20 protein-coding genes and 2 pseudogenes are annotated in these 23,238 nt (G+C 71.4%); 14 read left to right on the top strand and 8 right to left on the bottom strand.

What is annotated here, in order from left to right; all coding sequences use genetic code 11:
- The first annotated feature begins 35 nt into the window (after nucleotides 1–35).
- Nucleotides 36–1,553, top strand: coding sequence for a 3-hydroxyacyl-CoA dehydrogenase (locus tag ACI2L1_RS05235; RefSeq protein WP_404737947.1), 1,518 nt, complete (start codon nucleotides 36–38; stop codon nucleotides 1,551–1,553).
- The gene (locus ACI2L1_RS05230) at nucleotides 1,550–2,140 is read left to right on the top strand and encodes a TetR/AcrR family transcriptional regulator (protein WP_404737946.1); all 591 of its coding nucleotides are present in this window, start codon (nucleotides 1,550–1,552) and stop codon (nucleotides 2,138–2,140) included. Before ACI2L1_RS05235 ends, ACI2L1_RS05230 begins: the two co-directional genes overlap by 4 nt.
- A gap of 2 nt (nucleotides 2,141–2,142) precedes the next feature.
- Here the strand turns inward: ACI2L1_RS05230 and ACI2L1_RS05225 are convergent, their stop codons facing one another.
- Nucleotides 2,143–2,643 (bottom strand): Lrp/AsnC family transcriptional regulator, encoded by a 501-nt coding sequence (locus tag ACI2L1_RS05225; protein ID WP_404737945.1) that lies wholly within the window; start codon nucleotides 2,641–2,643, stop codon nucleotides 2,143–2,145.
- A gap of 175 nt (nucleotides 2,644–2,818) precedes the next feature.
- Between ACI2L1_RS05225 and pdhA (ACI2L1_RS05220) the strand changes: the two genes are divergently transcribed.
- From pdhA (ACI2L1_RS05220) to ACI2L1_RS05195, 6 genes are all read left to right on the top strand, one after another.
- A complete protein-coding gene (pdhA, locus tag ACI2L1_RS05220; RefSeq protein ID WP_404737944.1) occupies nucleotides 2,819–3,949 on the top strand; it encodes a pyruvate dehydrogenase (acetyl-transferring) E1 component subunit alpha in 1,131 nt (376 codons plus the stop codon).
- Nucleotides 3,946–4,950 (top strand): alpha-ketoacid dehydrogenase subunit beta, encoded by a 1,005-nt coding sequence (locus ACI2L1_RS05215; protein ID WP_404737943.1) that lies wholly within the window; start codon nucleotides 3,946–3,948, stop codon nucleotides 4,948–4,950. Before pdhA (ACI2L1_RS05220) ends, ACI2L1_RS05215 begins: the two co-directional genes overlap by 4 nt.
- Nucleotides 4,950–6,380: a dihydrolipoamide acetyltransferase family protein gene (locus ACI2L1_RS05210; RefSeq protein ID WP_404737942.1), complete on the top strand. Its 1,431-nt coding sequence runs from the start codon at nucleotides 4,950–4,952 to the stop codon at nucleotides 6,378–6,380. Before ACI2L1_RS05215 ends, ACI2L1_RS05210 begins: the two co-directional genes overlap by 1 nt.
- Nucleotides 6,381–6,481: 101 nt before the next feature.
- Complete coding sequence (locus ACI2L1_RS05205) at nucleotides 6,482–7,375, top strand: NTP transferase domain-containing protein (RefSeq protein ID WP_404737941.1); 894 nt, start codon at nucleotides 6,482–6,484, stop codon at nucleotides 7,373–7,375.
- Nucleotides 7,372–8,778, top strand: coding sequence for a molybdopterin molybdotransferase MoeA (locus ACI2L1_RS05200; RefSeq protein WP_404737940.1), 1,407 nt, complete (start codon nucleotides 7,372–7,374; stop codon nucleotides 8,776–8,778). The genes ACI2L1_RS05205 and ACI2L1_RS05200 overlap by 4 nt, the downstream gene beginning before the upstream one ends.
- On the top strand, nucleotides 8,775–9,872 hold the full coding sequence (locus tag ACI2L1_RS05195) for a potassium channel family protein (protein ID WP_404737939.1): 1,098 nt from the start codon (nucleotides 8,775–8,777) through the stop codon (nucleotides 9,870–9,872). The genes ACI2L1_RS05200 and ACI2L1_RS05195 overlap by 4 nt, the downstream gene beginning before the upstream one ends.
- Here ACI2L1_RS05195 and ACI2L1_RS05190 read toward each other — a convergent pair whose 3' ends face one another.
- Both ACI2L1_RS05190 and ACI2L1_RS05185 read right to left on the bottom strand, forming a co-directional pair.
- A complete protein-coding gene (locus ACI2L1_RS05190) occupies nucleotides 9,873–10,721 on the bottom strand; it encodes an ABC transporter permease (RefSeq protein WP_404737938.1) in 849 nt (282 codons plus the stop codon).
- Entirely contained in the window at nucleotides 10,718–11,710 is a 993-nt protein-coding gene (locus ACI2L1_RS05185) for an ATP-binding cassette domain-containing protein (RefSeq protein ID WP_404737937.1), read from the bottom strand. Before ACI2L1_RS05185 ends, ACI2L1_RS05190 begins: the two co-directional genes overlap by 4 nt.
- 147 nt (nucleotides 11,711–11,857) lie before the next feature.
- Here ACI2L1_RS05185 and ACI2L1_RS05180 point away from each other — a divergent pair, with 147 nt between their 5' ends.
- Nucleotides 11,858–12,838 (top strand): NAD(P)H-quinone oxidoreductase, encoded by a 981-nt coding sequence (locus tag ACI2L1_RS05180; protein WP_404737936.1) that lies wholly within the window; start codon nucleotides 11,858–11,860, stop codon nucleotides 12,836–12,838.
- Between the two features lie 16 nt (nucleotides 12,839–12,854).
- Here ACI2L1_RS05180 and ACI2L1_RS05175 read toward each other — a convergent pair whose 3' ends face one another.
- On the bottom strand, nucleotides 12,855–13,115 hold the full coding sequence (locus ACI2L1_RS05175) for a hypothetical protein (protein WP_404737935.1): 261 nt from the start codon (nucleotides 13,113–13,115) through the stop codon (nucleotides 12,855–12,857).
- A 751-nt stretch (nucleotides 13,116–13,866) separates the two neighbouring features.
- Here ACI2L1_RS05175 and ACI2L1_RS05170 point away from each other — a divergent pair.
- Nucleotides 13,867–14,409: a bacterial proteasome activator family protein gene (locus ACI2L1_RS05170; RefSeq protein WP_404737934.1), complete on the top strand. Its 543-nt coding sequence runs from the start codon at nucleotides 13,867–13,869 to the stop codon at nucleotides 14,407–14,409.
- Nucleotides 14,410–14,818: 409 nt separating this feature from the next.
- Nucleotides 14,819–16,387 carry a protein kinase gene (locus ACI2L1_RS05165; RefSeq protein WP_404737933.1) on the top strand — a complete coding sequence of 523 codons (1,569 nt, stop codon included), beginning with the start codon at nucleotides 14,819–14,821 and terminating at the stop codon, nucleotides 16,385–16,387.
- Between the two features lie 107 nt (nucleotides 16,388–16,494).
- On the opposite strand, the pseudogene ACI2L1_RS05160 reads toward ACI2L1_RS05165, so the two are convergent.
- From ACI2L1_RS05160 to ACI2L1_RS05150, 3 genes and pseudogenes are all read right to left on the bottom strand, one after another.
- A pseudogene (locus ACI2L1_RS05160) lies at nucleotides 16,495–17,514 on the bottom strand (phosphotransferase); the annotation flags it as partial.
- A 72-nt stretch (nucleotides 17,515–17,586) separates the two neighbouring features.
- Nucleotides 17,587–17,778: a hypothetical protein gene (locus ACI2L1_RS05155; RefSeq protein WP_404738132.1), complete on the bottom strand. Its 192-nt coding sequence runs from the start codon at nucleotides 17,776–17,778 to the stop codon at nucleotides 17,587–17,589.
- A gap of 73 nt (nucleotides 17,779–17,851) precedes the next feature.
- A pseudogene (locus ACI2L1_RS05150) lies at nucleotides 17,852–18,164 on the bottom strand (response regulator transcription factor); the annotation flags it as partial.
- 312 nt (nucleotides 18,165–18,476) lie between these two features.
- Between ACI2L1_RS05150 and pdhA (ACI2L1_RS05145) the strand changes: the two are divergent.
- Genes pdhA (ACI2L1_RS05145) through ACI2L1_RS05135 form a run of 3 tightly spaced genes read left to right on the top strand, consistent with a single transcriptional unit; the run spans nucleotide 18,477 to nucleotide 22,037 of the window.
- On the top strand, nucleotides 18,477–19,625 hold the full coding sequence (pdhA, locus tag ACI2L1_RS05145) for a pyruvate dehydrogenase (acetyl-transferring) E1 component subunit alpha (protein ID WP_404737932.1): 1,149 nt from the start codon (nucleotides 18,477–18,479) through the stop codon (nucleotides 19,623–19,625).
- 2 nt (nucleotides 19,626–19,627) lie between these two features.
- Nucleotides 19,628–20,608 (top strand): alpha-ketoacid dehydrogenase subunit beta, encoded by a 981-nt coding sequence (locus tag ACI2L1_RS05140; RefSeq protein ID WP_404737931.1) that lies wholly within the window; start codon nucleotides 19,628–19,630, stop codon nucleotides 20,606–20,608.
- Between the two features lie 10 nt (nucleotides 20,609–20,618).
- The gene (locus ACI2L1_RS05135) at nucleotides 20,619–22,037 is read left to right on the top strand and encodes a dihydrolipoamide acetyltransferase family protein (protein ID WP_404737930.1); all 1,419 of its coding nucleotides are present in this window, start codon (nucleotides 20,619–20,621) and stop codon (nucleotides 22,035–22,037) included.
- 88 nt (nucleotides 22,038–22,125) lie between these two features.
- Here the strand turns inward: ACI2L1_RS05135 and ACI2L1_RS05130 are convergent, their stop codons facing one another.
- Entirely contained in the window at nucleotides 22,126–23,103 is a 978-nt protein-coding gene (locus ACI2L1_RS05130) for a Bro-N domain-containing protein (protein WP_404737929.1), read from the bottom strand.
- Nucleotides 23,104–23,238 lie beyond the last annotated feature (135 nt).

The raw sequence follows: 23,238 nt of genomic DNA, 5'->3' as shown, positions 1-23,238 counted from the left end.
ATCTGTGGAAAACGCCGTGCGGGAGGATCGCGCACATGACAGCACTCGACCTCAGCAGCCCCGTGGCCGTCGTCGGCACCGGCACCATGGGCCAGGGCATCGCCCAGGTCGCGCTGGTCGCCGGGCACCCCGTGCGGCTGTACGACGCCGTCCCCGGCCGTGCCCGGGAGGCGGCCGACGCGATCGGCGCCCGCCTGGACCGGCTCGTCGAGAAGGACCGGCTCACCGCCGCCGACCGGGACGCCGCGCGCGACCGTCTCGTGGCCGCCGAGCACCTCACCGACCTCGCGGACTGCGCGCTGGTCGTGGAGGCCGTTCTGGAGCGGCTGGACGTCAAGCAGGAGCTGTTCCGGGCGCTGGAGGACATCGTCGGCGAGGACTGTCTGCTCGCCACCAACACCTCCTCCCTGTCGGTGACGGCCGTCGCCGGCGCCCTGCGCAACCCGGGCCGCCTCGTGGGCCTGCACTTCTTCAACCCCGCCCCGCTGCTGCCGCTGGTCGAGGTCGTCTCCGGGTTCGCCACCGACGTCTCGTCGGCCACACGCGCGTACGAGACGGCACGCGCGTGGGGCAAGACGCCGGTCGCCTGCGCCGACACCCCCGGCTTCATCGTCAACCGCATCGCGCGGCCCTTCTACGCCGAGGCCTTCGCGGTCCACGAGGCCCAGGGCGCCGAGCCCGCCACCATCGACGCCGTCCTGCGCGAGTGCGGCGGCTTCAAGATGGGCGCGTTCGAACTGACCGACCTGATCGGGCAGGACGTCAACGAGTCCGTCACGCACTCCGTGTGGCGGGCCTTCTTCCAGGACGTGCGCTTCACACCGTCGCTGGCTCAGCAGCGCCTGGTCGAGTCGGGCAGGCTCGGCCGCAAGAGCGGGCAGGGCTGGTACGACTACACGGACGGCGCCGAGCGCGACGAGCCGCACACCGCGGAACCGGCCCAGGCGCCGGCGTACGTCGTCGTCGAGGGCGACCTGGGCCCGGCGTCCGAACTGCTCGCCCTGATCCGCGAGGCGGGCATCCCGGTCCGCGAGGACGAGGAGGACCACGGCACCCGGCTGGTCATGCCGAGCGGCGGCCAGCTCGCGCTCGCCGACGGGCAGACCTCGGTGGAGTTCCGGGACGTCGTCTACTTCGACCTCGCGCTGGACTACCGCAGGGCCACCCGCATCGCGCTGTCCGCCTCCCAGGACACCTCGCAGCAGACCCTCGCCGAGGCCGTCGGGCTCTTCCAGGCGCTCGGCAAGGACGTCAGCGTCATCGGTGACGTCCCCGGCATGATCGTCGCCCGTACGGTCGCCCGGATCGTCGACCTCGCGCACGACGCCGTCGCCAAGGGCGTGGCCACCCAGGAGGACATCGACACCGCGATGCGGCTCGGGGTGAACTATCCCCTCGGCCCCTTCGAGTGGAGCCGCAGACTCGGCCGCAACTGGGCCTACGCCCTCCTCGACGACCTGCACATGCGTGACCCCTCCGGGCGGTACGCGCCCTCGCTCGCGCTGTACCGCCACGCGTACGCCTCCGACAAGCGGGAGGGCAGCAGCTCATGACGACCGCCAAGCGCGACACGTACACCCCGGAGACGCTGCTGTCCGTCGCCGTCCAGGTCTTCAACGAGCGCGGCTACGACGGCACCTCCATGGAGCACCTCTCCAAGGCCGCCGGCATCTCCAAGTCGTCGATCTACCACCATGTGACCGGCAAGGAGGAGCTGCTGCGCCGGGCCGTCAGCCGGGCCCTGGACGGCCTCTTCGGGATCCTCGACGAGGAGCACGCGCGCGTGGGCCGTGCCTGTGACCGCCTGGAATTCGTCGTGCGGCGCATGGTGGAGGTCCTGATCGCCGAACTGCCGTACGTCACCCTGCTGCTGCGGGTCCGCGGCAACACCGACACCGAGCGCTGGGCCCTGGAGAGCCGCCGCGACTTCGACCACCGGGTCGCCGAACTCCTCGACGCGGCGGCGGCGGACGGCGACGTACGCGGCGACGTGGAGGTACGCCTCGCGACCCGCTTGGTCTTCGGAATGATCAACTCCATCGTGGAGTGGTACCGCCCGGACGGCCGCGGCATGAACGAACGCGAAGTGGCGGACGCGGTGGCCCAGTTGATCTTCGGGGGACTGCGCAAGGCGTCCTGAGCTCAGCTCTGTGGCTCCAGGTCCTCCTCCTCGAAGACCAGCAGGGTGCGGGTGCTGAGGACCTCGGGGATCGCCTGGAGGCGGGTGAGGACCAGTTCGCGCAGGGATCGGTTGTCGGGAGTGTGGACAAGGAGCAGCACGTCGAAGTCACCGCCGACCAGGGCGATGTGGGAGGCGCCCGGCAGCTGTGTCAGCTGTTCGCGGACCGTGCGCCAGGAGTTCTGGACGATCTTCAGGGTGATGTAGGCCGAGGTGCCCTGGCCCGCCCGCTCGTGGTTGACGCGGGCGCCGAAGCCGCGGATGACGCCGTCCTCGATGAGTCGGTTGATACGTGCGTAGGCGTTGGCGCGCGAGACATGCACCCGTTCGGCGACCGACCTTATCGACGCGCGGCCGTCCGCCTGGAGTATCTGGAGGATGTCCTGATCGATGGCGTCGAGGGGACGCGGGGGTGGAAGGGGGGCGCCGCTCTCCCGGCCTTCGGCCATTTGTTCAGGTGCCATGTCCCCCCGCCTCCCTACCATGGACGTACTGCATCCATCTCAGGCTGTGGAGAACCGTTTGTCCACAGCCTGAGGGGGCCTGTAGCCAAAATGTGTCGACGACCGAACAATCGGTAGGTGAGGCGCATCACTCCCGTGGCGCGCCCGAAGCCGTCTCCCACGAGGAGGTGCCGTCATGACGGTCATGGAGCAGCGGGGCGCGTATCGGCCGTCGCCGCCGCCCGCCTGGCAGCCCCGCACCGACCCCGCGCCGCTGCTGCCCGACGCCGAGCCCTACCGGGTCCTCGGCACGGACGCGGCCGCCGGGGCCGACCCCGCCCTGCTGCGCCGCCTGTACGCCGAGCTGGTCCGCGGCCGCCGCTACAACGCGCAGGCCACCGCCCTCACCAAGCAGGGCCGCCTCGCCGTCTACCCCTCCACCACCGGCCAGGAGGCCTGCGAGGTCGCCGCCGCGCTGTCCCTGAAGGACCGCGACTGGCTCTTCCCCAGCTACCGCGACACCCTCGCCGCCGTCGCCAGAGGCCTCGACCCCGTCCAGGCGCTCACCCTCCTGCGCGGCGACTGGCACACCGGCTACGACCCGCGCGAGCACCGTGTGGCCCCCCTGTGCACCCCCCTCGCCACCCAGCTCCCGCACGCCGTCGGCCTCGCCCACGCGGCCCGCCTCAAGGGCGACGACGTGGTCGCGCTCGCCATGGTCGGCGACGGCGGCACCAGCGAGGGCGACTTCCACGAGGCGCTGAACTTCGCCGCCGTCTGGCAGGCCCCGGTGGTCTTCCTGGTCCAGAACAACGGCTTCGCGATCTCCGTCCCGCTCGCCAAGCAGACCGCGGCCCCGTCGCTGGCCCACAAGGCCGTCGGCTACGGCATGCCGGGGCGCCTGGTCGACGGCAACGACGCGGCAGCCGTGCACGAGGTCCTCACCGCCGCCGTACGCCACGCGCGCGCGGGCGGCGGCCCCACCCTGGTGGAGGCGATCACCTACCGCGTGGACGCCCACACCAACGCCGACGACGCGACCCGCTACCGCGGCGACGCCGAGGTCGAGACCTGGCGCGGACACGACCCGATCGCCCTCCTGGAGCACGAACTGACCGACCGCGGCCTCATCGACGAGGCCGGAATCGAGGCCGTACGCGAGGACGCCGAGGCGTTCGCCGCCGCTCTGCGCGAGCGCATGAACCAGGACCCGGCCCTCGACCCCATGGACCTGTTCGCCCACGTCTACGCCGAGCCCACCCCGCAACTGCGCGAGCAGCGGGACCTGTTGAGGGCCGAGCTGGCGGCGGAGGGGGAGACCCGATGACCGCCGTCGCCCTCAAGCCCGCCACCATGGCGCAGGCCCTCACGCGCGCGCTGCGCGACGCGATGGCCGCGGACCCCACCGTGCACGTCATGGGCGAGGACGTCGGCACCCTCGGCGGCGTCTTCCGCGTCACCGACGGACTGGCCGAGGAGTTCGGCGAGGACCGCTGCACGGACACCCCGTTGGCCGAGGCGGGCATCCTCGGCACGGCCGTCGGCATGGCGATGTACGGGCTGCGCCCGGTCGTGGAGATGCAGTTCGACGCCTTCGCCTACCCGGCGTTCGAACAGCTGATCTCGCACGTCTCACGCATGCGCAACCGCACGCGCGGGGCGATGCCACTCCCGATCACCATCCGTGTCCCCTACGGCGGCGGCATCGGCGGGGTCGAGCACCACAGCGACTCCTCCGAGGCGTACTACATGGCGACTCCGGGGCTCCATGTCGTCACGCCCGCCACCGTCGCCGACGCCTACGGACTGCTGCGTGCCGCCATCGCCTCCGACGACCCGGTCGTCGTCCTGGAGCCCAAGCGGCTGTACTGGTCGAAGGACTCCTGGAACCCGGACGACCCCCAGGCCGTTGAACCGATAGGCCGCGCGGTGGTGCGGCGCTCGGGCCGGAGCGCCACGCTCATCACGTACGGGCCGTCCGTACCCGTGTGCCTCGAAGCCGCCGAGGCCGCGCGGGAGGAGGGTTGGGACCTCGAAGTCGTCGACCTGCGCTCGCTGGTGCCGTTCGACGACGACACGGTCTCGGCCTCGGTACGGCGGACCGGACGAGCGGTCGTCGTGCACGAGTCGGGCGGGTTCGGCGGACCGGGCGGGGAGATCGCGGCCCGGGTCACGGAGCGCTGCTTCCACCATCTGGAGGCGCCGGTGCTGCGCGTGGCCGGGTTCGACATCCCCTACCCGCCGCCGATGCTGGAGCGTCACCACCTGCCCGGCGTGGACCGGATCCTGGACGCCGTGGGGCGTCTGCAGTGGGAGGCGGAGAGCTGATGGCCCAGGTGCTGGAGTTCAGGCTGCCGGATCTCGGCGAGGGCCTGACCGGGGCGGAGATCGTCCGCTGGCTGGTGGAGGTCGGCGACGTCGTCGCGGTCGACCAGCCGATCGTCGAGGTCGAGACGGCCAAGGCGATGATCGACGTCCCCTGTCCCTACGCCGGCGTCGTCACGGCCCGCTACGGCGAGGAGGGCAGCGAGCTTCCCGTGGGGGCGCCGCTGATCACGGTCGCGGTCGGAGCGGCGGCCTCCGGCGATTCGACGGAGGACTCGCAGGCCAAGGGCTCGGGGAACGTACTGGTCGGGTACGGCACTTCCGAGGCACCCGCGCGGCGACGGAGGGTACGGCCGACACCCGCCGTGCCCGCGGCCACGAACGGCCGGAGCATCACCGCCGAGCCGATGGGGGAGCAGGACGACGGGAACCCGGCGGAGACGGCCGGACGGGACACGTCCGGGGCGGTGGCGACGGGACGGGCCGACGGGTCCGCGGGGACCGCGATCGGGCGGGCCGGTGCGCACGAGGCCGTGGTGGACGGGCCGGTCCCCGTGATCTCGCCCCTGGTGCGCCGGCTCGCGCGCGAGAACGGCCTCGACCTCAGGGAGCTCACCGGTTCAGGACCCGACGGACTGATCCTGCGGGCCGACGTCGAGTACGCCCTGCGGGCCGCAGCCGTCCCGAGGCGTACGGCGCCCGAAACTGCCGCCACTCCGACGACAGCCCCCGCGACAACGCCCGGAGAGACCCGTATCCCCCTCAAGGGCGTCCGAGGCGCGGTGGCCGACAAGCTCTCCCGCAGCCGGAGCGAGATCCCCGACGCCACCTGCTGGGTGGACGCCGACGTGACGGAGCTGATGCGGGCGCGTACCGCCATGAACACCTCCGGGGGACCGAAGATCTCCCTGCTTGCTCTGCTCGCCCGGATCTGCACCGCCGCCCTCGCCCGGTTCCCCGAGCTCAACTCCAGCGTGGACATGGCGGCCAGGGAGATCGTGCGGCTGGACGCCGTGCATCTGGGGTTCGCCGCGCAGACCGAGCGGGGACTGGTCGTACCGGTCGTGAAGGACGCGCACGCGCGCGACGCCGAGTCGCTGTCCGCGGAGTTCGCCCGGCTGACCGAGGCGGCCCGCACCGGGACCCTCACCCCCGCGGAACTCACCGGCGGCACCTTCACGTTGAACAACTACGGCGTGTTCGGCGTCGACGGCTCCACGCCGATCATCAACCACCCCGAGGCGGCCATGCTCGGCGTCGGCCGCATCATCCCCAGGCCCTGGGTGCACGAGGGCGAGCTGGCGGTGCGCCAGGTCGTCCAGCTCTCGCTCACCTTCGACCACCGGGTGTGCGACGGCGGCACGGCGGGCGGCTTCCTGCGGTACGTGGCGGACTGCGTGGAACAGCCGGCGGTCCTGCTGCGCACCCTGTGACCGTCCCGCCGCGCACGCCGTGAACGGTCCCGCCGCTCCCCCTGTGATCGCGGCGCCGCCCGCACGTTCCCTGTGATCGTGGCGGCACGCATACTCGGGGGGTGACCGCATACGACGTCGTCGTGCTCGCCGGAGGTGCCGCCCGGCGGCTCGGCGGTGCCGACAAGCCCGGCGTGCGCGTCGGGGGACGCCCCCTGCTCGACCGGGTCCTCGCCGCCTGCCCCGACGCCCGCACCACGGTCGTCGTCGCCGACCCCCGCCCCACATCCCGGCCGGTGACCTGGGCCCGCGAGGACCCGCCCGGCGGCGGTCCGCTGGCCGCCCTCGACGCCGGACTGAGGCACACCACGGCACCGTACGTCCTCGTGTTCTCCGCCGACCTGCCCTTCCTCCAGGAGGGCACCGTACGGCTGCTGGTGACCGTCCTGCGCACGGGCGGCGCCGACGGCGTGCTGCTCACCGACGCCGACGGCCGGGACCAGCCGCTGGTGGCCGCGTACCGCGCCCCCTCACTGCGCCACGAGCTCAACGCGCTCACGAAGGAGCACGGCACCCTCACCGGCCTCCCCCTGCGCCGGCTGACCGCCGCGCTCGACCTCACCCGCGTCCCCGACCCCGTCGCGTCCTTCGACTGCGACACCTGGGACGACATCGCCGCCGCCAGGGCACGTATCAGGGAGCATGGGCACGTGTTGGATGAATGGATTTCCGCAGTCAAGGACGAGCTGGGCATCGACCTCGACGTCGACACCGGCGTACTGCTCGACCTCGCCCGTGACGCCGCGCACGGCGTGGCCAGGCCCGCGGCACCGCTGACCACCTTCCTCGTCGGCTACGCCGCCGCACAGGCGGGCGGCACTCCGGAGGCGGTCGCCGAAGCCTCCCGCAAGGCCGCCGCCCTGGCCCTGCGCTGGGCCGACGAGGACGGCAAGGACGGCAAGGACACCGGCGCCACACCCGACGGGGCCCCCGACGCCCGCCCGGACGCCGGATGACCGCCCGGTCGCTGCGTACCGGCGAGCACGCCGGGCCGGCCGAGGACGCCGACGAGCTCGACGTCGAGGAGGCGCTGGCCCTCGTGAGGGAAGACCACGACCGCACCCCGGGTGACCAGGTGCCCGCGCCGGGCGCCCCGGCCCCGGAGCACGGGGTCCGGCACGGCGCCGGGCCCCGCCCGGACGCCCACCACCGGGCCACCCCGTGGCCCGAGGCCCGCGCGACCGCCGCCCGAGCCGCCCGCGTGGTCACCCGGAGCGCGCGCCGTGCCCCGATCTCCGTACGGCTCGACGACGCTCTCGGCCTCACCCTGGCCGCTCCCCTCGACGCCCTCACCGACCTCCCCTCCTTCGACACCTCGGCCATGGACGGCTGGGCGGTCGCGGGCCCCGGCCCCTGGGAGGTGCGGGACGAGGACGTACTGGCCGGACACGCCGAGCCCGCGCCCCTCACCGACGGCGAGGCGGCCCGGATCGCCACCGGCGCCCGCATCCCCCCGGACACCACCGCCGTGCTGCGCAGCGAGCACGGGCAGACCGACGAGAAGGGCCGACTGCACGCCACCCGGGAGGTCGTGCCCGGCCAGGACATCCGCCCGCGCGGACAGGAGTGCCGCAGCGGCGACCAGCTGCTGCCCCCCGGCACCCTCGTCACCCCGGCCGTCCTCGGACTCGCCGCGGCCGCCGGATACGACACCCTCACCGCAGTCCCCCGCCCCCGCGTCGACGTCCTCGTCCTCGGCGACGAGCTCCTCACCGAGGGCACCCCGAAGGGCGGCCTGATCCGGGACGCGCTCGGCCCGATGCTGCCGCCCTGGCTGCGCGCACTCGGCGCCGAGGTCCTCTCCGTACGCCGGCTGGGCGACTCCGCCGAGGCCCTGCACAAGGCGGTCACCGCCTCCGAGGCCGAGGTGATCGTCACGACCGGCGGCACCGCGTCCGGACCCGTGGACCACGTCCACCCCACGCTCCAGCGCATCGGCGCCGAACTCCTCGTCGACGGCGTCAAGGTGCGCCCGGGCCACCCCATGCTGCTGGCCCGCACCAAGGAGAACCAGCACCTCGTCGGTCTGCCGGGCAACCCTCTGGCCGCCGTCTCCGGCCTGCTCACGCTCGCCGAGCCGCTGCTGCGCACCCTGGCCGCACGCCCGGCCCCGGAGCCGTACACACTGCCTCTGCGGGACGAGGCCCACGGTCACCCGTACGACACCCGGCTCGTCCCGGTGGTCCTGCGCGGTGACAGTGCGATCCCGCTGCACTACAACGGCCCGGCGATGCTGCGGGGCATCGCGGCCGCCGACGCCCTCGCCGTCGTACCGCCCGGAGGCTCCCGGCCGGGGCAGGAGGCCGAACTGCTCGATCTGCCCTGGGCGTCCGCCGGGATCGGGGTGTGTTTCACGTGAAACTTCCGGGCCATGACGCCATCGCCCGCCAGGCGGACGAGCATCTCGTGACCCACAAGGTGAAGCTGCCGCGCAAGGTGGTGGAGCACCCGTTCCGGCAGGTCGCCAAACGGGTGCTGGTGGCCCTGCTGGTCCTCGCGGCGACCGCCCTGATCGTCTACGCCGACCGCGACGGCTACAACGACAACTCCGACACCGGCGTCGACTTCCTCGACGCCTGGTACTACGCGACCGTCACCCTCTCCACCACCGGATACGGCGACATCACGCCGGTCAGCGATGCCGCCCGGCTCACCAACATCTTCGTCATCACGCCCCTGCGCGTGCTGTTCCTGATCATCCTGGTCGGCACGACGCTCGAAGTTCTCACCGAACGCACCCGGGAGGAATGGCGACTCAACCGCTGGAGGTCCATCTTGCGCGACCACACCGTCGTCATCGGCTTCGGTACCAAGGGCCGGTCCGCGATCCAGACCGTCTGCGCGACGGGGCTGAAGAGGGAGCAGGTCGTGGTGGTCGACCCCAGCGCCCAGGCGATCGACGCCGCGACCGCCGACGGCTATGCCGGGATCATCGGGGACGCCACCCGCAGCGAGGTGCTCAAGCGCGCCGAAGTGCACAGGGCACGGAAGATCATCATCGCCACACAGCGCGACGACACGGCGGTCCTCGTGACGCTGACCGCCCGGCAGCTCAACAAGGGCGCCAAGATCGTCGCCGCCGTGCGCGAGGAGGAGAACGCGCCGCTGCTCAAGCAGTCCGGCGCCGACGCCGTCATCACCAGCGCCAGCGCGGCCGGCCGGCTCCTCGGTCTGTCGGTGCTGAGCCCCGCGGCCGGCATGGTGATGGAGGACCTGATCCAGCAGGGCAGCGGGCTCGACATCGTCGAACGGCCGGTCATAAAGGCCGAGGTGGGACGGAAGCCGAGGGAGACGGACGACCTGGTGGTGAGCGTTCTGCGCGGGCACCGGGTGCTCGGCTACGACGATCCGGCCGTCGGGACGCTGGAACTGACGGACCGGCTGATCACCATCGTGCGGGCGACGCCGGGCACCCAGGTGGCACCCGACGTCCGCCCCTTGCCGCCCGCCTGATCACTTGCGGTTGTAGAGCCGCATGGTGACCGGCCCGAAGACCGCGACGAACAGGCCCGCCCACCCCAGCGACCAGGCGATCTCGTCGGCGGGCCAGTCGCCCGCCATCAGCTCGCGCACCGCCGAGGACAGATGGGTGATCGGGCTGTTGTTGACGAAGGCCTGGAGCCAGCCCGGCATGGTCTTCGGGTCGACGAAGATGTTGGACAGGAAGGTCAGCGGGAACATCACCATCATGCTGACGCCCATCACCGACTTCTCGGTGCGCAGCAGCAGCCCGAACATCGTCCAGATCCACGAGAACGCGAACGAGAAGGCGACCAGGAGCGCGACCCCGGCGAGCACGCCACCGACCCCGCCGTCCGGGCGGTAGCCGAGGATCAGACCGACGGTGAGCATCACCACGGACGCGATCGTGTAGCGCAGGGCGTCGCCGAGCAGATAGCCGACCATCGTCGACGGCCGCCAGATGGGCAGACTGCGGAACCGGTCGAAGACGCCCTTCTCGATGTCGGTGTTGACCGAGACGCCCGTGTACATCGTGATCATCACGACCGACATCACCATGATGCCGGGCAGCAGGAACTGGATGTACTCCTTCGGGGACCCGGCCAGGGCGCCCCCGAACAAGTACGTGTACATCAGCACCATCATGATCGGGAACGCGGTGACGTCGAAGAGCTGCTCCGGCACGTGTTTGATCTTGAGGATGGCCCGCCAGCCGAAGGTGAGCGAGGCCGAGAACGCGCTCGGGCGCGGCGGCCGCTCCCCGGCGACCAGCAGCGCGGCCAGTGACTCGGCGCTGACGGGGGCGAGGTCCTTGGTCTCGGTCTGGGTCACGGTGCTCATGCGGCCATCTCCTCGGCGTCCTGGGTGGGGTGTCCGGTGAGGGCGAGGAACACCTCGTCCAGGCTGGGCTGGCCCAGCGAGAAGTTGTCGACGGTGATGCCGGTGCGGGCCAGTTCGGCCAGCGCCCGGGAGGCCTGTTCGGCGGCGGTGTCACCGGCCTCCGACGCGAGCCGGGCCGTCAGCGCGACCGGGTCCGGTTCCAGCTGCACCTGCGCGTCCAGGGACCGCCGTAGGATCTCCGCCGCCTCGGGCCGCTGTCCGCCGTCCCGAAGGCGCAGATGTACGGTCCCGGCGCCCACGGAGGCCTTCAGCTCGCCCTTGGTGCCCTCGGCGATCACCCGGCCGTGGTCGATGACGGCGATCCGGGAGGCCAGCTGGTCGGCCTCGTCCAGGTACTGGGTGGTCAGCAGCACGGTGGTGCCCTGGGCGACGACCGCCCGCACGATGTCCCAGACCTGGTTGCGGCTGCGCGGGTCGAGGCCGGTGGTCGGCTCGTCGAGAAAGAGCAGGTCGGGGGTGTTGAGGATGGACGCGGCGATGTCGATACGGCGTCGCATGCCGCCCGAGTAGTGCTTGACCTGCTTTCCGGCCGCCTCCGTGAGCCCGAAGGCCTCCAGGAGCTGCCCGGCGCGCACGCGTGCGGCCTTCTTGTGGTGGCCGAGGAGACGGCCCAGCAGGACCAGGTTCTCGCTGCCGGTGAGGTCCTCGTCGACGGAGGCGTACTGGCCGGTGAGGCTGACCCGGCCGCGGACCTCGTCGGCCTCGCGGACGACGTCGTGGCCGAAGACGTGGGCCTCGCCGCCGTCGGGTCGCAGCAGGGTGGCGAGCATCTTCACGGTGGTGGTCTTGCCGGCGCCGTTCGGGCCGAGGACGCCGTAGACCGTGCCGGCCGGCACCGCGAGGTCGACTCCGTCGACCGCCCTGGTCTCACCGAACGTCTTGACCAGGCCCGCGGTCTCGATGGCCAGGGCTGACGTGTGCTGGCTCATGTGTGGGTTTCCTTCCGCGTACTTGGGCTACGCATGGGGAGACCTTTACCGTCGCGCAAACTCATCGGTCGTGCACAGGGATTTTCGGCAGGACCGGTCCAAGGGCGGGGACAACTGCGACCGGAGACCGGGGAGTAGCGTCGGCCCATGCATGCGATCACGATTCCCGAACCCGGTGGGCCCGAGGCGCTGGTCTGGAGTGAGGTGCCGGATCCCGTGGCCGGTGAGGGCGAGGTGCTGGTCGAGGTGGTGGCCGGTGCCGTCAACCGTGCCGACATCCTGCAGCGGCAGGGCTTCTACAACCCCCCGCCCGGCGCCTCCCCCTACCCCGGCCTGGAATGCTCCGGGCGGATCGCCGCGGTCGGCCCCGGTGTCTCCGGCTGGACCGTCGGCGACGAGGTGTGCGCGCTGCTCGCGGGCGGCGGTTACGCCGAGAAGGTCGCCGTACCGGCCGGGCAGCTGCTGCCCGTGCCCGAGGGCATCGACGTGCGGCGGGCGGCCGCGCTGCCCGAGGTGGTCTGCACGGTCTGGTCGAACGTCTTCATGGTCTCCCACCTGCGCCCCGGCGAGACCCTCCTGGTGCACGGCGGCTCCAGCGGCATCGGCACGATGGCGATCCAGCTCGCCAAGGCCGTGGGCGCCAAGGTCGCCGTGACCGCGGGCACGCGGGAGAAGCTGGACCGCTGCGCCGAACTGGGCGCGGACATCCTGGTCAACTACCGCGAGCAGGACTTCGTCGAGGAGGTCGCCAAGGCCACCGACGGGGCGGGCGCCGACGTCATCCTCGACAACATGGGCGCGAAGTACCTGGACCGCAACGTGAAGGCGCTCGCCGTCAACGGGCGGCTCGCGATCATCGGCATGCAGGGCGGCATCAAGGGCGAGCTGAACATCGCCACGCTGCTGAACAAGCGGGCCGCGATCAGCGCGACCTCGCTGCGGGCACGGCCGCCGGCGGAGAAGAGGGCGATCGTGGCGGCCGTACGCGAGCATGTGTGGCCGCTTCTGGACGCCGGGCACATCCGTCCCGTCGTCGACCGCGAACTCCCGATGAGCGAGGCCGCGGCCGCGCACCGGGTGGTCGAGGAGAGCGGCCACGTCGGCAAGGTCCTGCTGGTCGCGCGGTAGCTGCTCCGGTACCGCCCTAACCGCGTCGTACCCGCAGCGCGAACAGGCCTAGCCCGAGCCCAAGCCCGACCAGCATGAGCCCGGTGCCGAGCGGCAGGATGAACACCCTGGGCCCGGCCACGGGCCGCTCCGCGGGGTGTGACGGTGGTGCGGGCGTTGCGACGGCGGTCTCCCGGGGCGGCTCCGATACGACGGTGAGGTCACCGTCTCCGGAGTCGGTGCCGGTCGAGTCGGCGGTGGCGGAGTCGGTACCGGAGGCGTCCGCGTCCTCCGCCACCGGTTTCTCCCGGCGCCCCGGCCGCTCCCGCCCCTCACCGGCCCGGCTCCCGGCCCGGGAGGGCGTGGCGGCGGACGGGGAGGGGGCGACGGAGGCCGAGGGGGAGGGGGCGACGGAGGCCGAGGGGGAGCCGCGGAGCGGACCACGGGCCGCCGAGGGACCCGGGGGGCGGCCGGGCGGGAAGTGGGGCGGGCTTGCGGTGGCATACGGCGGCCCATGAGTCGGCAGCGGGCCGGCCGGGGGACCGGATCGAGCAGCCGACGTGCTCGGAGTGCTGCTCGGCCGGGGGGTGACGGCGTCCGTCCTCGGGGCGCCGCGCAGGGGCCCGTGAGCCGGCACGAGGCCCGGCGGCCGTTCGGCCCGGGGGAAGGCCGATGCGTTCGGGGCGGTGCTCGGCGGGATCCGGATGCCGTACCGCCCCCCGGTCGCGCGCGGTGACCGGTGAGTCGGCATCGGCATGCCGGCCGGGGAGGTCGACGTGCTCGCGGAGACAAGGGGGCGCGGCTGGCTCGCGTACGCCTGCTCCGCCCCGTAGGCCCATCCCCCCTGCGGCAACACGGCCGTGCTCGCCCCCGCCACGAGCGCCAGTACCGCCATCCGTAGCCAGGGAGTCACGGAACAAGACTGGCACTTCGGGTGGATACCGGCATTCCGGGTTGCTCCCTGGCGTTGGTCTGCTCTGTGAACGGTGGATCAGCGCTCACCGGGGGCACCCCGGCGGTGAGGTGTACGGGTGCGAGAGAATGGCGGCATGGAGATGCCGAGGAACGAAGGTTCGCCGGAAAGCCCCCAGATCCTGGTCGTGGGCCAGGACGGGATGGCGCTGGGTGGCGGGGGTGACGAGGACTCCCGGGAGGTGCCGGTCACGGAGATGGTCGAGCAGCCCGCGAAGGTCATGCGGATCGGCAGCATGATCAAGCAGCTGCTCGAAGAGGTGCGCGCGGCTCCTCTCGACGAGGCCAGCCGGGCCCGGCTCAAGGAGATCCACTCCAGCTCGGTGAAGGAGCTGGAGGACGGCCTGGCCCCCGAACTCGTGGAGGAGCTGGAGCGGCTCTCGCTGCCCTTCAACGACGACGCGACTCCGAGCGACGCGGAACTGCGCATCGCGCAGGCCCAGCTGGTGGGCTGGCTCGAGGGTCTTTTCCACGGGATCCAGACCACCCTGTTCGCCCAGCAGATGGCCGCGCGGGCCCAGCTGGAGCAGATGCGCCGTGCGCTCCCGCCGGGCGTCGGCGGCCACGAGGACGGCGTCGACCCGCGCCCGGGCGGCCGCTCGGGCGGACCGTACCTGTAGAGCCCGTCAGACCCCCTTGACCCACAAAGGGCCCGGCAGCCGATGCTGCCGGGCCCTTCACTTCGCCTGCGGGACACGCTCGTTCGGGTTTTTCTTCGGCGCCCCGGCGATACCGACGAGCGTGACCTTGGCCACGCAATCCCGGTCCGGAGACGTCCGCCGACGCGTCGGGCACGGTGCCCGTTCCATGACCGAAAGCGAAAGAAAGGTCGCGCGGGCGTTACACCTGCCCCACGGCCGGTACACAGGATTTGCACGCCGAGACGTAGTACAGGTTTGATGACCGGTCCGTCTCGGGCCGGCCCCCGGGTTCATCCCGGACCGGCGGCTTGCGCGAAGGCTGTAGCGTGGCCGACGGAGACCGTAACAACACCGCGCGCACCGCGGGCAGAAACGACGGCGAGGACCGATGGCACAGCAGCAGCGCGCTCAGGGCCCGTCCGACCCCGAGGCGACTGGCGGCGGAATGTCAGATGCGCCGGAGCTGTGGGGTAACGGCGGACTGGTGGGGGACGGCCGATATCGGCTGACCCGCAGACTCGGCCGGGGCGGTATGGCCGAGGTGTTCGCGGCCGAGGACGTACGGCTCGGCCGCACCGTGGCGGTCAAGCTGCTCCGGGCCGACCTCGCCGAGGACCCGACCTCCAAGGCCCGCTTCACACGCGAGGCCCAGTCCGTGGCCGGCCTCAACCACCACGCGATCGTCGCCGTGTACGACTCCGGCGAGGACTTCGTGGGCGGCCAGTCGGTGCCGTACATCGTCATGGAGATCGTCGAGGGACGGACGATCCGTGACCTGCTGCTCAACGCCGAGGCGCCCGGGCCCGAGCAGGCCCTGATCATCGTCTCCGGGGTCCTGGAGGCACTCGCCTACTCGCACCAGCACGGCATCGTGCACCGCGACATCAAGCCGGCGAACGTGATCATCACGCACAACGGCGCGGTCAAGGTGATGGACTTCGGCATCGCCCGCGCCCTGCACGGCGCGTCCACGACGATGACGCAGACCGGCATGGTCATGGGCACCCCGCAGTACCTCTCCCCGGAACAGGCCCTCGGCAAGGCGGTCGACTACCGCTCCGACCTGTACGCCACGGGTTGTCTGCTGTACGAACTCCTCGCGCTGCGGCCGCCGTTCACGGGTGAGACCCCGCTCTCCGTCGTCTACCAGCATGTCCAGGACATCCCGACGCCCCCGTCGGCGGTCTCCGAAGCGGTCCCGCCGGAGCTCGACGGCCTGGTCATGCGCTCGCTCGCCAAGGAGCCGGACGACCGCTTCCAGACCGCCGAGGAGATGCGCGGGCTCGTCCAGTACGGCCTCCAGATGCTGTACGACCAGGGCGGCCACACCGGCACATGGAACACCGGCCCGGTGACGGCGCACGACGGCCGCGGCACGCCCGCCGCGGGCTTCGCGAGCACCAGCGTGCTTCCGCACCCCGGCGCCGCGTCCGGCACCACCCAGATCCCGCAGCCGATCCTGCCGGGCGGCTACGGAGGCGGGGACGACGGCGGTTTCGAGGGGCATGGCAACCGGGGCAGCGGCCGCGGCAAGCTGTGGATCCTCGCCGTCCTCGCGGTGATCGCCATCGCCGCGGGTGTCGCCCTGGCGCTCAACAACGGCGGCGGGGGCGGCGCAAGCACCGACACCACGCCGACGGCGACCACCTCGCAGACCACCGACGACCCGTCGGCCAGCGAGACGCCGAGCGAGGAGGCGACGGACCAGGAGACCGACACGTCCACGGACGACAGCGGCAGCTCGGGCAGCTCCGGCTACACACCGTCCTATACGCCGTCGTACACGCCGTCGTACACGCCTTCGGCCACGGCGACCGAGCCGACCGAGACGGCTACGGAGTCGGAGACGGCTGAGCCGAGCGACACGGCCGAGCCGAGCGACACGGGCGATCCGAGCGACGGCGGTGCCCTCGGCGGCAGCCTCACGGAGGGCAGCACCGGAGGCGCCGACTCCTGACCGAGCCCCGACCTTCGCGCGCGTGGGACCCCGAGAGCGGGCTCCACGCGCGCGTGCCGTTTGCGTAGCCGTACGGCCCCCGCGTCACCCCACGAACGCGTCGCACACCGCGTCCACCACACCACCAGCGCCGAGGCCGCCGGGAACTGGGGGTCCGCGCGGGTGTCGCCGCGCTCGTAGTGCCAGCGCAGCATCCAGAAGTCATTGAGGCGTTCCCACCAGACGCGGTGCACCGCCGCCGCGAGTTCCGAGGGCGTGGCTCCCGCGGTACGGCGGTACGCGCGCGCGTACGCCCGCACCTTCGGCAGTTCGAGCGTCCCCGTGGGCCGTACGAAGAAGATCACGGCGGCGCGTACGGCCTCCTCGGCGCGGGGCTTCACGCCGAGCCGGTCCCAGTCGACGATCGCGGCGGGCGTCTCGCCCCGGTAGAGCAGGTTGAAGGGGTGGAAGTCCCCGTGCACCCAGCCCACCGGCCCACCGTGCGGAGGCCGCCGGCCCAGGTGCTGTTCGAGCAGTGCGCGCCGCTCCAGGAGCCGGTGCCGGGCCAGCTCGTCGAAGGAGTCGGCGGGACGGTGCCGGCGCACGCGCGCGAGGAGGTCGTCGATGAGGGCGAAGGTGGCGGCGGGGTCGGCCCCGGCGTTCCGGGCGGGCGTGCCCTCGGTGGCCGGCGCTTCCGCGTGGGCGGGGGTTCGGTGTGCCGGTATGACACCTTCGCCACCCGGCATCACCCGTTCCAGGCTCGCGTGCACCACTCCCAGCAGTGCCCCCAGCCGCTCGCACTGGTCGGAGGTGAGCTGAGTGCCGTGGCGGTGGCGGCCGTCGATCCAGGGGTGGAGGGCGTAGGCGTGGCCGCCGACGACCGCGACCGTGCGGCCGTCGTGGCCGGGGAGCGGCGGGGCCACCGGGACGCCGAGGTCGGCGAGGCGCTGGGTGGCCCGGTGCTGGCGGGCGATCGCCTCCGGGGCGGCCGTCTCCGGGTCGAAGTGGTGCTTGAGGAAGTAGTGGCCGCGGGTCGTGCGAAGCCGGTAGCCGCGGTTGAGGAGCCCCTGGTCGACGGGGTCGCAGGCGAGGGCGGATCCGGCGGCGTACTGGCGGAGGAGGGCGCCCAGCGGGGGCGCGTGAGGCATCAGGGGTGGTACAGGAGAGCGCGGCACGCGCCAGATGCTAGGGCACCAGCCGAGGCTGTGAGCTGGGCGTTGTCACAGATAGTCGTACTCGTTCACGGTGTGTACTCGAAGTGGCGTTCCAGGCCGCCGTCCGTCGGATGCACGGTCCCGAACTGTGGCTCGACGGCCGGACGGACGGGCTCGCTGGGCGCGCATGCTGGTCGCGACGCGGCCGTAGCGGTGGCGGGCGAGCAGGTCGGCGGCGAGCTGTTCGGCGGTGGGCATACAGGAACTGTGCGTGAAGGGTGCCGGGCGCCCACAGAAAGCGAGGCCCTCGCCGACGGGGTCGAGGATCCGGCGCTCCCACCGGGTCCAGCAGGGACCTGTCGGCGAACGAGGTCAGCATCGGGCGCCGCACGGAGTCGTCCCGCGAGCGGATCTCCCGGCACACCTCGACCCCGCTGCCGTCCGGGGCCGGTCGTCGAGGACCGCCACGTCGGGCGGGGTGGCCGGAATCCGTACCAGCGCGTCGGCGGCCGTACCCGTCTCCGCCGACCACCCCGATGTCCTCCTCCAACGAGAGGAGTTCATGGACGCCACGCCGGACGGACCTCATGGTCGGCGAGAAGAAATACCCCGATTTCTCCATCTTGGCGCGCTCGGTAAGTCAAGCACGGAAAGTCTTCCGGTGACCTGGGTAGACGGGATAACGTGCCGTTGCTCCGGCCTGCTGCAAGGCTGTGACCAGCGCCCCTTCAAACCTTTTCCGATTTACTTGGAAATCCAAGCAAAATCGCAGGTCAAAGGGGGTTTCACAGAAATGTGGAGCACTGGGTAACGTGATTCTTGCAGGGCGCTCGCCGGGGCACCTGTCACGCCTGTTCCGGCCGAGTTGCACCCACCCCGTGCACGGGAGCCGGGAAACAGGTGAGCCGCACTGGTACCCGGCAACCCCGGGGGGCCGGACCGACGGAGGAGCACACGTGACCGTGGAGAGCACTGCCGCGCGCAAGCCGCGACGCAGCGCCGGGACGAGGAAGTCCCCGAGCACCAAGCCCGAACTGGTTCAGTTGCTGACGCCCGAGGGCAAGCGCGTCAAGAACGCCGCCTACGACAAGTACGTAGCGGACATCACCCCCGAAGAGCTCCGCGGCCTGTACCGCGACATGGTGCTCACCCGCCGCTTCGACGCCGAGGCCACCTCCCTGCAGCGCCAGGGCGAGCTGGGTCTGTGGGCCTCGCTGCTCGGCCAGGAGGCCGCCCAGATCGGTTCCGGACGGGCGCTGCGCGACGACGACTACGTCTTCCCGACCTACCGCGAGCACGGCGTGGCCTGGTGCCGCGGGGTCGACCCGACCAACCTGCTCGGCATGTTCCGTGGCGTCAACAACGGCGGCTGGGACCCGAACGGCAACAACTTCCACCTCTACACGATCGTCATCGGCTCCCAGACGCTGCACGCCACCGGCTACGCGATGGGCGTCGCCAAGGACGGCGCCGACTCGGCGGTCATCGCCTACTTCGGCGACGGCGCCTCCAGCCAGGGTGACGTGGCCGAATCGTTCACCTTCTCCGCGGTCTACAACGCCCCGGTGGTGTTCTTCTGCCAGAACAACCAGTGGGCGATCTCCGAGCCGACCGAGAAGCAGACCCGCGTCCCGCTCTACCAGCGCGCGCAGGGCTTCGGCTTTCCCGGCGTACGGGTCGACGGCAACGACGTCCTCGCGTCGCTGGCCGTCACCAAGTGGGCCCTTGAGCGGGCCCGTGGCGGTGAGGGCCCGACCCTCGTCGAGGCGTACACCTACCGGATGGGCGCCCACACCACCTCCGACGACCCGAGCAAGTACCGGGCCGACGAGGAGCGCGAGGCGTGGGAGGCGAAGGACCCGATCCTGCGCCTCCGCCGGTACCTGGAGTCCTCAAACCACGCGGACGAGGGATTTTTCGCGGAACTGGACGCCGAGTCCGAGGCGTTGGGCAGGCGAGTGCGTGAGGCGGTCCGTGCCATGCCGGACCCGGACCGTTTCGCCATCTTCGAGCACGCGTACGCGGACGGGCACGCGCTCGTCGACGAGGAGCGGGCCGGGTTCGCCGCCTACCAGGCGTCGTTCGCCGACGGGGAAGGGGCCTGATCATGGCAGCGGAAACGATGGCACTGGCCAAGGCGATCAACGAGTCGCTGCGGCGCGCCCTGGACACCGACCCCAAGGTCCTGGTCATGGGCGAGGACGTCGGCAAGCTCGGCGGTGTCTTCCGGGTCACCGACGGCCTGCAGAAGGACTTCGGCGAGAGCCGCGTCGTCGACACCCCCCTCGCGGAGTCGGGCATCGTGGGCACCGCGATCGGTCTGGCACTGCGTGGCTACCGGCCGGTGGTGGAGATCCAGTTCGACGGCTTCGTCTTCCCGGCCTACGACCAGATCGTCACGCAGCTGGCGAAGATGCACGCGCGGTCGCTGGGCAAGGTCAAGATGCCGGTCGTCGTGCGCATCCCCTACGGCGGCGGCATCGGCGCGGTCGAGCACCACAGCGAGTCCCCCGAGGCACTGTTCGCGCACGTGGCGGGCCTGAAGGTGGTGTCTCCGTCGAACGCGTCGGACGCGTACTGGATGATGCAGCAGGCCATCCAGAGCGACGACCCGGTGATCTTCTTCGAGCCCAAGCGGCGCTACTGGGACAAGGGCGAGGTCAACACCGAGGCCATTCCCGGCCCGCTGCACAAGGCCCAGGTGGTCCGCGAGGGCACCGACCTGACGCTGGTCGCCTACGGTCCGATGGTCAAGCTCTGCAAGGAGGTCGCCGACGCGGCCGCCGAGGAGGGCAAGTCGCTGGAGGTCCTGGACCTCCGCTCGGTCTCCCCGCTGGACTTCGACGCGATCCAGACCTCGGTGGAGAAGACCGGCCGCCTTGTGGTGGTCCACGAGGCGCCGGTGTTCTTCGGCTCGGGCGCGGAGATCGCGGCCCGGATCACGGAGCGCTGCTTCTACCACCTGGAGGCCCCGGTGCTCAGGGTCGGCGGCTACCACGCCCCCTACCCGCCGGCCCGCCTGGAGGAGGAGTACCTGCCGGGCCTGGACCGGGTGCTCGACGCCGTCGACCGCTCGCTGGCGTACTGAGGAGAGGGTCGTGACGACGATGACGCAGGCGTCCGTACGCGAGTTCAAGATGCCCGACGTGGGCGAGGGGCTCACCGAGGCGGAGATCCTCAAGTGGTATGTCCAGCCCGGGGACACCGTCACCGACGGGCAGGTGGTGTGCGAGGTGGAGACGGCCAAGGCGGCCGTCGAACTGCCCATTCCCTACGACGGGGTGGTGCGCGCTCTGCATTTCCCCGAGGGCACCACGGTCGACGTGGGCACGTCGATCATCGCGGTGGACGTGTCGGGCGGGGCCCCCGCGGAGGCGCCGTCCGAGGCGCCGGAAGCCCCCGCGGCCACCGTGGCCGACGCCGCTCCCGAGGAGAAGCCGCAGGGCCGTCAGCCGGTCCTGGTCGGCTACGGCGTGGCCGTCTCCTCGACCAAGCGCCGCCCCCGCAAGGGGGTCGAGGTCCCGGTCCAGCAGGCCTCGGTGGCCATCCAGACCGAGCTGAACGGCCACGGGCCGGCTGCCGTGGCTCCCGTGGCTTCCGTGGCGGAGTCCCGCCCGCTGGCCAAGCCTCCGGTGCGCAAGCTCGCCAAGGACCTGGGCGTCGACCTCACCACGGTGGTCCCGTCCGGCCCGGACGGCATCATCACCCGCGAGGACGTCCACGCGGCGGTCACCGCGACCGAGGCACCCGTGCCCGCACCCGCCGTGGAGGTACCGACCCCTGTGCCCGCCGCTCCCGCGGCGTCGTACGACTCGGTCCGCGAGACCCGTGTCCCGGTCAAGGGCGTCCGCAAGGCCACAGCACTGGCGATGGTCGGCTCGGCGTTCACGGCCCCGCATGTCACGGAGTTCGTGACGGTGGACGTGACGCGCACCCTGAAGCTGGTCGAGGAGCTGAAGCAGGACAAGGAGTTCGCGGGGCTGCGGGTGAACCCCCTGCTGCTGATCGCCAAGGCCCTGCTGGTGGCGATCAGGCGCAACCCGGACATCAACGCGTCCTGGGACGAGGCGAACCAGGAGATCGTGCTCAAGCACTACGTCAACCTGGGCATCGCGGCGGCCACCCCTCGCGGCCTGATCGTCCCGAACATCAAGGACGCCCACGCGAAGACGCTGCCGCAACTGGCCGAGGCACTGGGCGAGTTGGTGTCCACTGCGAAGGAGGGCAGGACCAGCCCGGCCGCGATGCAGGGCGGCACGGTGACCATCACCAACGTCGGCGTCTTCGGCGTCGACACCGGCACGCCGATCCTCCCGCCCGGCGAGTCCGCGATCCTCGCCGTCGGCGCGATCAAACTCCAGCCGTGGGTCCACAAGGGCAAGGTCAAGCCCCGTCAGGTCACCACCCTCGCCCTGAGCTTCGACCACCGCCTGGTGGACGGGGAGCTGGGCTCCAAGGTGCTGGCCGACGCGGCGGCGATCCTGGAACAACCGAAGAAACTCATCACCTGGGCGTGACCTGTCCCGAGGGATTAGGTTGTTCAACCGTGAAGGGACGGCCGCAAGTTTGGTTTGCGGCCGCCCCTTCAGTCATTCACGGGGTCGGTCAGGACCGGTTGAGCACATACACCGGGGCGCCGTCCTCCGAAGCGCCCTGCGAGCGGATACAGGCGTGCTTGCGCAACAGCCGCAGGCATTCGTTGACGCGGTGCACGGACAGTCCCGTCCGAGCCGCGATCGATTCGAGCGGCCGCCGGAGCTCACCCTCCTCGACGAGTACTGGCGCGATGACGACGGCCACGGTCCAGACGTCCTCCGTCACGGACAACCGGCGGCGCCAGTCGGCCAGAACGGACTCCGTCGTCGGCGGAGTGGACAAGTCGGCGGTGGGTGCAGGGCGTTCGAGGGCCAAGGCGTCGAGCCGGTCCGCGATGCGTTCCATGGCCAGGGCGATGGCTTGCTGCGCGGCGAGGGTGGCGTGCTGCGTACTCAGCATCTCCCTCTGCGTCTCCAGGATCTGCTCCTGCAACGCGATCGACCTGTGCTGGGCGACGGCGAGTTGTTCGTCCGCGTGGAGATTGCGCTCCTCTAGCCGGACGATGGCCTCGGCGATCTGCTCCGGCAGGGCGTAGGCGATGGGGGCACCCGGCTGGGAAGGCTGCACCTCGGCCTCTTCGAGGGTGTAGGACCCTTCTCGCTGAACGGTCTCGATCACTTCGGCGGCCCACTGTTTGAAGGGCGCGCAGTCTGGTTTGGTACAGGCGTTGACGAGGAGGATGAGACCCTGCAGATCAATCAGCTGCAAGTCTCGACGCCATGTCCTACCTGCAGGAATGCTGAGACAGTGACTTCCAGTCACTGTCTCGAGATTGTCTCGATGCTCCTCCGGGACGTGATCGATGAGTGCCTTGCGGGGCGTGGTGTACCCCAGGTTCTTGCAGACATCCACCGCCGGGAACCAGTGAGTTCCGTCCGGCATGGTCAGCCTCCGGACGCGATCTCCCGTAGCCGCGTAGACGAAGTCACCGACGTCGATCGCTTCATAGCGCTTGCCCGCCTCGGGCCGCTGGCTGGGTTCGTTCATGTGAACCACCTCCGCAGCGGAACCTAGAGCGAAGAAATTCGAATATGCGAATTCACATGACGATATTCATCAATCCGAGGGAAGATCACCGTTTCCGCTTGCCGACGCAACGGGCCCGCCGCAGGAAGCACGGCG

Origin of the sequence: Streptomyces sp. NPDC019531 (assembly GCF_044903305.1) — a bacterium.
Lineage (GTDB): Bacteria > Actinomycetota > Actinomycetes > Streptomycetales > Streptomycetaceae > Streptomyces.
This window is presented reverse-complemented; position numbering and strand designations above follow the sequence as displayed.